Origin of the sequence: Paenibacillus sp. OK060, assembly GCF_900101205.1 — a bacterium.
Taxonomy (GTDB): Bacteria; Bacillota; Bacilli; order Paenibacillales; family Paenibacillaceae; genus Paenibacillus; species Paenibacillus marchantiae.
This window is the reverse complement of the sequence record NZ_FNFR01000019.1, coordinates 24,319-34,522: the sequence shown is the minus strand read 5'-3', so window position 1 is coordinate 34,522 and position 10,204 is coordinate 24,319. Positions and strand designations below refer to the sequence as shown.

Here is a 10,204-nt window from a genome sequence, read left to right as displayed (position 1 = left end):
TGTAGCTCAACTGGTAGAGCAACTGACTTGTAATCAGTAGGTTGGGGGTTCAAGTCCTCTCGCCGGCACCATGTAATCCTGGAGGATTAGCGAAGCGGCCAAACGCATCAGACTGTAAATCTGCTCCCGTACGGGTTCGGTGGTTCGAATCCATCATCCTCCACCAGTTTTTCGAGTCATTAGCTCAGTTGGTAGAGCACCTGACTTTTAATCAGGGTGTCGAAGGTTCGAGCCCTTCATGACTCACCATTATATGCGCGTGTGGCGGAATTGGCAGACGCACTAGACTTAGGATCTAGCGTCTTTGACGTGGGGGTTCAAGTCCCTCCACGCGCATCCCTTATATGCGGAAGTGGCTCAGCGGTAGAGCATCGCCTTGCCAAGGCGAGGGTCGCGGGTTCGATTCCCGTCTTCCGCTCCAATATTTTGCGCCCTTAGCTCAGCTGGATAGAGCGTTTGACTACGAATCAAAAGGCCGGGAGTTCGAATCTCTCAGGGCGCGCCATTTATAACTTTATATGCCGGCGTGGCGGAATGGCAGACGCGCTCGACTCAAAATCGAGTGGGAAACCGTGGAGGTTCGAGTCCTCTCGCCGGTATAGATAACGGGATGTAGCTCAGCTTGGTAGAGCACCTGGTTTGGGACCAGGGGGTCGCATGTTCAAATCGTGTCATCCCGATTTTTACATGCGGGTGTAGTTCAATGGTAGAACTTTAGCCTTCCAAGCTAATAGCGTGGGTTCGATTCCCATCACCCGCTTTATAGAAATACAAAAAAGAGATGGTTTCTGCCATATCTTTTTTTGTATTTTTTTACGTTTCCATCAGATTTCGAATACATAGTTCAATGTTAGTAACTTATCGGATCATAGCTTATGAACAGTGGGAGAATACACAACACCCACAGTGATAAAGCTATGTTTATTTGCCATTTTGTAAAACGCTTACAAAAATATCTTGCCTAATCCTTCGGCCTGTAATACTATATCAATTAAGCGCTTAACCTATAGGGGTAAGGCGCTTAAACTTAACATAGATTAAGCGCTTAACCCGTAAAGGGAAGGGAGATGATCATTCCATGACAACCATTAGACTGACGATGGCTCAGGCACTGCTTCGATATCTGGATCAGCAATATATTTCCGTTGATGGGGTGGAAACCAAGTTTGTGAAAGGCGTTATCGGCATTTTTGGACACGGTAACGTAACTGGTATTGGAGAGGCACTGGAACGTAGTTCTGGAAGTCTGACGTATATGCAGGGTAAAAATGAACAAGGCATGGTACATACGGCAGCAGCCTATGCCAAGCAGAAGAACCGTAGACAGATATATGCCTGCACAACATCCATCGGCCCAGGAGCACTGAACATGATTACCGCAGCGGCAACGGCAACGGTCAATCGTATTCCCGTTTTACTGCTTCCAGGTGATAACTTTGCCACGCGTGAACCAGATCCGGTGCTGCAGCAGCTGGAAGTAAGCGGCGATTATACGATTTCAGCCACTGATCCGTTCAAAGCGGTCAGCAAATACTGGGATCGCATTGTGCGTCCCGAACAGCTGATGATTGCTGCCACGCAGGCGATGCGCGTGCTGATGGACCCGGCGGAGACGGGCGCGGTAACGCTGGCGCTGCCGCAGGATGTGCAGGCAGAGGCGTACGATTACCCTGAATCGTTCTTCGCCCGCAAGGTGCATTACCTGGACCGTCGTCCCCCGGTCCAGGCGGCAATAGAACGGGCAGCGCAGCAGATTGCCCGTGGCAGGAAGCCGCTGATCGTAGCAGGCGGCGGCGTGTTGTATGCCGAGGCATCTACACAGCTGGCTGAATTCGCCGAGGCATTTGGCATTCCGGTTGCCGAGACGCAGGCTGGCAAGAGTGCCTTGGCGTGGGACCACCCACTTAATGTGGGAGCTATCGGTGTGACCGGCTCGCTGGCTGCCAATAGGCTTGCCAGAGAAGCGGATGTGGTAATCGGCGTCGGCACCCGATTCTCGGATTTTACGACGGCGTCTCGTTCCGCTTTTCAGCATCCCGAAGTGGCATTCATCAATATTAACCTGAACGGCATGGATGCCGCCAAATTGGGTGGCGAAGCGATTCTGGCGGATGCACGGGAAGGTCTGAAAGCTTTGCAAACGGCTTTACAGGGACGGCAGTACCACAGTGAATACGGAACATCCGAGATCGCCAATCTGCGGAATGAGTGGAACGCCGAGGTAGATCGACTCTATGGGCTGCAACATGAGGCAGGACTGGCACAGACGACCGCGGTCGGTGTTATTAATCGGACCATTGACCCTTCTTCCGTCATTGTGTGTGCGGCGGGAAGTTTGCCTGGAGACTTGCACCGTCTGTGGCGCGCTTCGGCACCGAAAACATACCACATGGAGTACGGCTTCTCCTGTATGGGCTATGAGGTGAGCGGGGCATTCGGGGCAGCTCTTGCCGAGCCGGATCGTGAAGTGTATGCCATGGTGGGTGACGGTAGTTACCTTATGCTGCATTCTGAACTGGTGACGAGCTTGCAGGAACAGAAGAAGATAACGATTTTACTATTCAACAACAACGGATTTCAGTGTATTCATAATTTGCAACGGGAGCACGGAAGTGACGGTTTTGGCAACGAGTTCCGCTATCGGGAATCGGAGAGCGGACGACTGACCGGGGATTACATGCCTATGGATTTTGCAGCCCATGCCCGCAGCCTTGGAGCCAAAGCCTATAAGGCAGAGACGACAGAACAATTGGAGCAGGCGATCAGAGATGCACGGAATGAGACCGTGACTACACTGATCGAAATTCCAGTCGTGCCTGGAACCAATACTGGCGGATATGAGTCCTGGTGGAATGTGGGCGTGCCAGAAGTGTCCAACGAGGAAAAGGTGGTAACGGCTCACCACGCCATGCAGGCAAACCGTGCCAAAGTAAGACCTGTTTAATAGGCCATTTTGCATAAATTCAAAGAGTGTCTTTCACATCTGCATGATAAAGAGGGAATGCTTCACGTGTATATATGTTGTATGAATCAGGGTGCTTCTTCCTCTAAATATTTTCACCCAGCAACGAGTTACATCGAATGATGCAAAAATGTTGAACCACAAAAGGAGACGTGGAGCCATGAACAAGCTGCCATTTCAGCTCGGGATTCATCCGATCAACTGGGTCGGAGAGGATGTAAAGGAGCATGGTGATGCAACAACATGTGAACAGATTCTGGATGACATTCAGCGACTTGGCCTGACAGGTACGGAGATGGGACGCAAATATCCCACGGATCCAGACACATTGCGGGAGGAGCTGGGCAAGCGCAATATACGCCTCGTTTCCCAGTGGAAATCGGTATTGTTCTCCGACGCGGCGTATCGCCAGTCTGAGCTGGACAGCTATCGCAGACACGCGGAGTTTCTGCAATCGATGGGCAGCACGGTGATTAGCACGGCGGAAGTAGGTGGCTCCCTGCATTTTGACCCAAGGCGGACACCGCATGAAAAAGAAGTGTTGAGCCTCAGTGAATCGGAATGGCACATCTTTGCTGAGGGGCTGAACGAAGCAGGTGCCATCGCCCGTGAGCACGGGTTGAAGCTGACGTATCATCACCATGGCGGTACCGTTGTTGAGCAACCGGATGAGATCGATAAATTGATGGAACTGACTGACCCATCTCTTGTTTATTTGCTCTATGACACAGGTCATGCTTACTACGGCGGAGCTGAACCGTTAACTCTCCTACGCAAGCATTATGACAGGATTGCCTATATTCATCTAAAGGATATTCGTCCTCAAGTGCTGGACGAAGCACGGGCGGAACAGTCTGATTTTGTGGGCTGTATTCGTAAAGGGGTATTTACGGTTCCCGGAGATGGATGTATTGATTTTGCACCGATTCTGCAGGAGTTGGTCACACGGGGGTATGATGGCTGGGCGATGCTTGAAGGGGAACAGGACCCTGCGATTCATAATCCGTATGAGTACGCGCGGCGATCGTTGCAATATATGGAGTCCTTATACCAGCACAGCTGATAAAGTCATGGCCATCGGGAGAGAGCCGTACCATGAGGTAAAGCAGATTATAAGTGTAGTTTGATGAGTGTATCATTCCAAATCCCATCACAGAAAGGGGTTCAAATACAATGACTTACGTATCCTTTCCTGATTCCAGGAAGATGGATTTCACCGCGATTGGCCGTCTGTGTATCGACTTGAATGCCAATGAGATCAATCGCCCGATGGAAGAGACGATGACCTTTACGAAGTATGTGGGCGGATCTCCGGCTAATATCACGATTGGCATGTCCAGGCTCGGTATGGAAACGGCATTTATCGGCAAAATCGCGAATGACCAGATGGGCAGGTTCATCAACAGTTATCTAGAGCGGAACGGGATCGATACGTCAAATGTGGTAACGGACGATACCGGAGCGGTGACAGGACTTGCTTTTACCGAGATCAAAAGTCCAACCGATTGCAGCATTCTAATGTACCGTGACCACGTGGCTGATCTGCTATTGCAGTCGAGAGAGGTGCAGGAACAGCTAATTGCCGACTCCAAAGTTTTGCTCATTTCAGGTACAGCCTTAGCACAGAGCCCATCGCGTGAAGCGGTATTCCAGGCGCTGGCGTATGCGAAAAAGCATGGCACAATCATTGTGTTTGATCTGGACTATCGTCCTTACACATGGACATCAGCCGAAGAGACGGCGGTCTATTATAACCTCGCAGCCGAGAAATGCGATATCATTCTAGGCACACGTGAAGAGTTCGACATGATGGAGACGTTTGACCATAATCCAGACCATAGCGATCAGGTGACCGCACAAAAATGGTTCGATTTCTCAGCTGAAATTGTCGTCATCAAACATGGCAAGGAAGGCTCTATTGCCTATACCGGCGAAGGGCTATCTCATCAAGCGGACAGCTACCCTGCGCGTGTGGTGAAGACGTTTGGAGCAGGTGATTCCTATGCGGCGGGATTCCTGTATGGGTTGATGCAGGGATGGACGATTGAACGCAGTATGGCGTTTGGCAGTGCGGCAGCATGTATCGTTATCTCCAGCCATAGCTGCTCGGATGCGATGCCAACGGTGGAACAAGTGAATGACTATATCGAACGCTGCAATCGGGGCGAAATTACGGTGTCTTGAAACGTGTTGAAGTACTTGGAGTACATGGAGTGATTCGACGCAACGCACATATAAGCGAAGGGAGACAGGGCTATGGGAAAAGGAATTTCAGAAGCGTCAGTAACAGCGACAATGGTTCAAAACTGGATCGGGGGTGCCTGGGTGGCCCCGGCGGCAACCCGTACGGAGCCGGTCGTAAATCCGGCTACGGAAGAGGTCATTGCACACGTACCGCTGTCTGAACAGGCGGATGTGGATTTGGCCGTCCAGACGGCACGGGAGGCGTTCCCGTCCTGGAGTGGCACACCGGTTCCCCGCCGTGCACGGATTCTGTTCCGCTACCAGCAGCTGCTGGTGGAGCACTGGGAAGAACTTGCCCGGCTGGTTACGCTGGAGAACGGTAAAAGCTACGCGGAAGCCTACGGCGAAGTGCAACGTGGCATCGAATGTGTCGAATTCGCAGCAGGCGCCCCGAACCTGATGATGGGCAAACAGCTGCCCGACATTGCCACCGGGCTGGAGTCAGGCATGTATCGGTATCCGATCGGTGTTATTGGGGGGATAACCCCCTTCAACTTCCCGATGATGGTACCGTGCTGGATGTTCCCGCTGGCGATTGCGTGCGGCAACACCTTTGTCCTGAAACCGTCCGAGCGCACACCGCTGCTGGCAGGCCGTCTGGCTGAGCTGTTCAAGGAAGCAGGGCTTCCGGACGGCGTGCTCAATATCGTTCACGGTGCGCATGACGTCGTGAATGGACTGCTTGAACACAAGGATGTTCAAGCGATCTCTTTTGTCGGCTCACAGCCTGTGGCTGAATATGTTTACACTACCGCATCCGCACATGGCAAACGGGTACAGGCGCTTGCTGGTGCCAAAAATCACTCGATCGTTATGCCGGATGCCGATCTTGATCTGACGGTGAAAGAAATCACCAGTGCGGCCTTCGGCTCAGCCGGAGAACGGTGTATGGCCTGCTCGGTTGTTGTCGCCGTCGGCGATGTTGCTGACACGCTGGTGCAAAAGCTGGTGGAAGCAGCAGATCGTATCACCATTGGTAACGGCATGGATGAAGGGGTATTCCTGGGTCCTGTCATTCGTGGTCCGCATAAGGAACGTACACTCAGCTACATTGAATCCGGAGAACAGGAAGGCGCTGCTCTGATTCGGGATGGTCGCAAAGATGAAGCGACAGGCAAGTCCGGTTATTTCGTTGGTCCGACGGTATTTGATGAGGTGCAGAGCACTATGAAGATTTGGAAGGACGAGATTTTTGCACCGGTGCTCTCGGTAGCGAGGGTAGCTACGTTGGAGGAAGCAGTGGAACTGGCCAACCGTTCCGACTTTGCCAACGGAGCTTGCCTGTTCACCCGCAGTGGGGCAAGCATGCGCCAATTCCGTGAGACGATTGATGCAGGCATGCTGGGCATTAACTTGGGCGTACCTGCGCCAATGGCATTTTTCCCTTTTTCCGGCTGGAAGAAATCGTTCTACGGTGATTTGCATGCCAACGGTACAGATGGCGTTGAATTTTATACTCGCAAAAAAATGGTTACTGCCCGCTGGTAGTCACTCAGGGCATACCCAGCCAATGGAAGAACGTTGAGTCCACATGGACACATACAGGGAGGATAACGGAATGGGCAAGGATAAAGTGAGAATTGGCATTATCGGCGCTGGTCGTATTGGTAAAATTCATGCGGACAATCTCCTGCGCAACCCGCATGCCGAGATTGTTGGCATCAGTGATTTGTTTGCAGGACCCGAGCTGGAGGAGTGGGCTTCCAGCCGTGGTATTCCGGTGGTAACGACAGATAGCAGCCAGCTGATCGCCATGCCAAATGTGGATGCAGTGCTGATCTGTTCCTCAACAGATACGCATGTACCCCTGATTGAACAGGCAGCCCAGGCGGGCAAACACATTTTTTGCGAGAAGCCGGTCAGTATGGATCTTCATCAGACTCAGGCAGCTGTTGCAGCCGTGCAGAAGGCTGGGGTAAAGCTGCAAATCGGATTCAATCGTCGCTTCGATCATAACTTCAAACGGGTACGTGCACATGTGCAGGAGGGAACGATTGGTGATCCGCATATTATTAAAATTACTTCTCGTGACCCGAGTCCGCCGCCAGCGGAGTACATCCGGGTGTCTGGCGGAATCTTCATGGATATGATGATCCATGATTTCGATATGGCCCGGTATCTGTCCGGTAGTGAGGTGGAGGAAGTCTATGCCCAGGGCAATGTGCTGATTCATCCTGTTTTTGCGGAACACGGCGATGTGGATACGGCCATTGTGACGTTGAGTTTTAAAAATGGAGCAATCGGCGTCATTGATAACAGCCGCCAAGCGGTATATGGATACGATCAGCGAGTCGAGGTATTTGGCTCATTGGGCAGCGCAACAGCTGCGAACGATCATCCGAATACGGCAGAAATTAGTACAGCAAATGGATTGATGCGCGACAAGCCGCTGCACTTTTTCCTGGAGAGATACAACGAAGCGTACGTGCAGGAGACTGCTCTTTTCATCGACGCGATTCGGAACGATACACCTGTCATCGTAAACGGGAATGATGCCGTTCAGGCAGAACGCATCGCATTCGCCGCACGCATGTCCATGGAACAAGGCAGACCTGTGAAGCTGCGGGAAGTCCCGGGGATGTCGGTGGAATCGCAGACGGTTGCCCAGTAGAGCTATTTTCAAAATAACAAGTTCATTTCATCTAATAGACAGCCGTCAGGATTACGGATAAATACCGGAAGGAGTGGAAGGAAGCATGTCAGAACGCGTAGTAAAACCTGTGTTGAATCCAAAAGCAGACGGAACGTTGTTGACGGTCACGCCAGAGTCTGCGGGATGGGAATATGTTGGGTTCCAGGTGGTGCAGCTTGCGGAGGGACAGACCCTAACTCGTGAGAGCGGGGATCAGGAACTCTGTATTGTGCTTCTCAGCGGCTTGGCGAATGTAAGTACTCGTGAATATACGTGGGAGAATATCGGGAAAAGAATGAGTGTTTTTGAAAAAATTCCTCCGTATTCGATTTACGTATCCAGTTCAGATCGAGTGGAGTTAACAGCTCTTACCGCATTGGAGATTGCCATATGTGCAGCACCAGGTAAAGGCACGTATCCAGCTCGGCTGATTGCCCCGGAAGATGTAGGTGTTGAGACGCGTGGTTACGGCAATCTAGAACGACAGATTCACAATATATTGCCGGAACAAAAAGAAGCAGACAGTCTGCTTGTCGTTGAGGTGTTTACACCAGATGGACATTGGTCGAGCTATCCGCCGCATAAACATGACCGGGACGCCCTGCCTGACGAATCATTGCTAGAGGAGACGTACTATTTCCGAGTGCAGCCTGAGCAGGGGTTTGCCATCCAACGGATATACACCGATGATCGAGCTGTAGATGAGACGATTGCAGTGAACAACGGCGAAGTTGTGCTTGTTCCGTGTGGATACCATCCGGTAGGTGCTCCTCCGGGATACGACGTCTACTATCTGAATGTGATGGCAGGACCAACCCGGACCTGGAAGTTCCATAACGACCCGGACCATGATTGGCTGATGAATAAAAAGTAGTATTGGCTTCAAGTTGCGTATGCGGACTTCCCCCTGCATAATGAGAAGAAAACGATTACCTATATATAAGGGAATTTATATATAGCACAAATGGGGAAATAACAATGAAAGCAACCATATATGATATAGCACGCGAGGCGGGGGTATCCATTGCAACCGTCTCACAGGTCATTAACGGCAAAGGTAAAATTAGCGAGAAGCGGCGCGCCGAGATTATGGAGATCATGGAGCGGCTTCACTACCAGCCGAGCGCTATTGCTGCTGCACTTACGGGTAAGCAGACATACACGCTCGGGCTGCTCGTGCCCGATATCTCTAATCCGTATTTTGCCGAGCTGGCCAGAGCGGTAGAAGATCGCAGTCGGCAGTTGGGTTATAGCGTCGTGATTTGCAGCACAGATAATAAGGACGAGCGGGTAGAGCGGTATTTGAATCTGCTTCAGCAAAAAAGGGTCGACGGCATGATGATCGGAACAGGTATCGACAATGCCGAGATTCTGTCTCCACTCCTGCAACAGTCGATACCTGTTGCTCTGATTGCCCGTCATATGCCGTCGTTATCGGTACATACCGTTGCGATCGATGACAGGCTTGGTGGCGCCTTGGCAGCACAGCATCTGCTTGAATTGGGTCATAGTCACGTAGCGGTGCTGTCCGAACCGTTCAAAGTCAGCAGCAGTCAGGAACGTGTACGCGGATTTCGTGAAGCATTGGAGCAGGCGGGTTACTCTCTTGAAGCCGATCAGGTGAGAGAGTCATATGCCGATTTGGGTTCAGCCAAAAAAGAGGCGCTCGTGCTGCTCACGGAAAAGAATCGAGCCACAGGCATCTTCTGTTGTAACGACATGCAGGCAATTGGTGCGCTTCAGGCTGCCAAAGAACTAGGACTGCGTGTGCCAGAAGATGTATCAATCATCGGATTCGATAATACGATTCTGGCTTCGGTAACCAGTCCGCCTCTGACGACGGTTGCCCAACCTATTGAGGATCTGGGGCGTCGTGCCGTTGATTTATTAATTGATGAGCTAAAAGATGAAGGTAAATCACCGCAAAAAATTGTCCTGAAGCCTGAATTGGTCATTAGAGACTCAACAGGAAAGGTATCAGATCAATCTTAAGACTACAGCCCGGTCCTGAAACATATACGTCGTCCACATAAAACAAGCCGCGTGCACCTAAGGGTGAACGTGGCTTGTTTGAGTTAAATCTTGAACTTCTTCACTTCTTCGTACAGTGTATTGGCATGCTGCGCCAGCTCATTGGAACGTTCCGAGATGCTTGTAATGTAATTGAACTGTTCCTGCGTGGAAGAAGCAACCTCTTCCGTGGAAGCCGCACTCTGTTCCGACATGGCTGCAACACTGGAGATCATTATGAAGAGGTTTTTTCTTTATAAAATGCATGTATTTAATGGGTTATTTTAATGATCTAGAACAATATTTGGATGAGGTGGTATACTTATAATGAACTTTAATTTCCTGATTCACCCAAT

At 51.0% G+C, this 10,204-nt stretch carries 8 protein-coding genes and 8 tRNA genes; 15 read left to right on the top strand and 1 reads right to left on the bottom strand.

What is annotated here, in order from left to right; translation table 11 throughout:
• Positions 1–80: 80 nt before the first annotated feature.
• The 15 genes from BLS14_RS32140 (at position 81) to BLS14_RS32070 (ending at position 9,830) form a co-directional block, all read left to right on the top strand.
• Positions 81–166: transfer RNA gene (locus tag BLS14_RS32140), tRNA-Tyr, on the top strand.
• A gap of 7 nt (positions 167–173) precedes the next feature.
• A tRNA-Lys gene (locus BLS14_RS32135) sits at positions 174–249 on the top strand.
• Between the two features lie 6 nt (positions 250–255).
• Positions 256–336: transfer RNA gene (locus BLS14_RS32130), tRNA-Leu, on the top strand.
• Positions 337–346: 10 nt separating this feature from the next.
• Positions 347–421, top strand: a tRNA-Gly gene (locus BLS14_RS32125).
• A 7-nt stretch (positions 422–428) separates the two neighbouring features.
• Positions 429–505 (top strand) — tRNA-Arg (locus tag BLS14_RS32120).
• Between the two features lie 15 nt (positions 506–520).
• Positions 521–599, top strand: a tRNA-Leu gene (locus BLS14_RS32115).
• 7 nt (positions 600–606) lie between these two features.
• Positions 607–680 (top strand) — tRNA-Pro (locus BLS14_RS32110).
• Positions 681–689: 9 nt separating this feature from the next.
• Positions 690–760 (top strand) — tRNA-Gly (locus tag BLS14_RS32105).
• 318 nt (positions 761–1,078) lie between these two features.
• Complete coding sequence (gene iolD / locus BLS14_RS32100) at positions 1,079–2,944, top strand: 3D-(3,5/4)-trihydroxycyclohexane-1,2-dione acylhydrolase (decyclizing) (protein ID WP_090955861.1); 1,866 nt, start codon at positions 1,079–1,081, stop codon at positions 2,942–2,944.
• A gap of 178 nt (positions 2,945–3,122) precedes the next feature.
• The gene (gene iolE / locus BLS14_RS32095; RefSeq protein WP_090955859.1) at positions 3,123–4,025 is read left to right on the top strand and encodes a myo-inosose-2 dehydratase; all 903 of its coding nucleotides are present in this window, start codon (positions 3,123–3,125) and stop codon (positions 4,023–4,025) included.
• A gap of 110 nt (positions 4,026–4,135) precedes the next feature.
• On the top strand, positions 4,136–5,146 hold the full coding sequence (gene iolC / locus BLS14_RS32090) for a 5-dehydro-2-deoxygluconokinase (protein WP_090955857.1): 1,011 nt from the start codon (positions 4,136–4,138) through the stop codon (positions 5,144–5,146).
• A 72-nt stretch (positions 5,147–5,218) separates the two neighbouring features.
• The gene (locus tag BLS14_RS32085; protein WP_269453533.1) at positions 5,219–6,694 is read left to right on the top strand and encodes a CoA-acylating methylmalonate-semialdehyde dehydrogenase; all 1,476 of its coding nucleotides are present in this window, start codon (positions 5,219–5,221) and stop codon (positions 6,692–6,694) included.
• Positions 6,695–6,764: 70 nt separating this feature from the next.
• Entirely contained in the window at positions 6,765–7,817 is a 1,053-nt protein-coding gene (gene iolG / locus BLS14_RS32080; protein ID WP_090955855.1) for an inositol 2-dehydrogenase, read from the top strand.
• A gap of 85 nt (positions 7,818–7,902) precedes the next feature.
• Complete coding sequence (gene iolB, locus BLS14_RS32075) at positions 7,903–8,712, top strand: 5-deoxy-glucuronate isomerase (RefSeq protein WP_090812047.1); 810 nt, start codon at positions 7,903–7,905, stop codon at positions 8,710–8,712.
• Between the two features lie 104 nt (positions 8,713–8,816).
• Positions 8,817–9,830 carry a LacI family DNA-binding transcriptional regulator gene (locus BLS14_RS32070; protein ID WP_063568153.1) on the top strand — a complete coding sequence of 338 codons (1,014 nt, stop codon included), beginning with the start codon at positions 8,817–8,819 and terminating at the stop codon, positions 9,828–9,830.
• Positions 9,831–9,913: 83 nt separating this feature from the next.
• On the opposite strand, the gene BLS14_RS32910 is transcribed toward BLS14_RS32070, so the two are convergent.
• Complete coding sequence (locus tag BLS14_RS32910) at positions 9,914–10,063, bottom strand: hypothetical protein (protein ID WP_157258625.1); 150 nt, start codon at positions 10,061–10,063, stop codon at positions 9,914–9,916.
• Positions 10,064–10,204: the final 141 nt, after the last annotated feature.

Coding starts and splice junctions, on each gene's coding strand:
- iolD (WP_090955861.1), top strand. CDS start 1,079: ATGACAACCATTAGACTGACGATGGCTCAGGCACTGCTTCGATATCTG.
- iolE (WP_090955859.1), top strand. CDS start 3,123: ATGAACAAGCTGCCATTTCAGCTCGGGATTCATCCGATCAACTGGGTC.
- iolC (WP_090955857.1), top strand. CDS start 4,136: ATGACTTACGTATCCTTTCCTGATTCCAGGAAGATGGATTTCACCGCG.
- BLS14_RS32085 (WP_269453533.1), top strand. CDS start 5,219: ATGGGAAAAGGAATTTCAGAAGCGTCAGTAACAGCGACAATGGTTCAA.
- iolG (WP_090955855.1), top strand. CDS start 6,765: ATGGGCAAGGATAAAGTGAGAATTGGCATTATCGGCGCTGGTCGTATT.
- iolB (WP_090812047.1), top strand. CDS start 7,903: ATGTCAGAACGCGTAGTAAAACCTGTGTTGAATCCAAAAGCAGACGGA.
- BLS14_RS32070 (WP_063568153.1), top strand. CDS start 8,817: ATGAAAGCAACCATATATGATATAGCACGCGAGGCGGGGGTATCCATT.
- BLS14_RS32910 (WP_157258625.1), bottom strand. CDS start 10,063: ATGTCGGAACAGAGTGCGGCTTCCACGGAAGAGGTTGCTTCTTCCACG.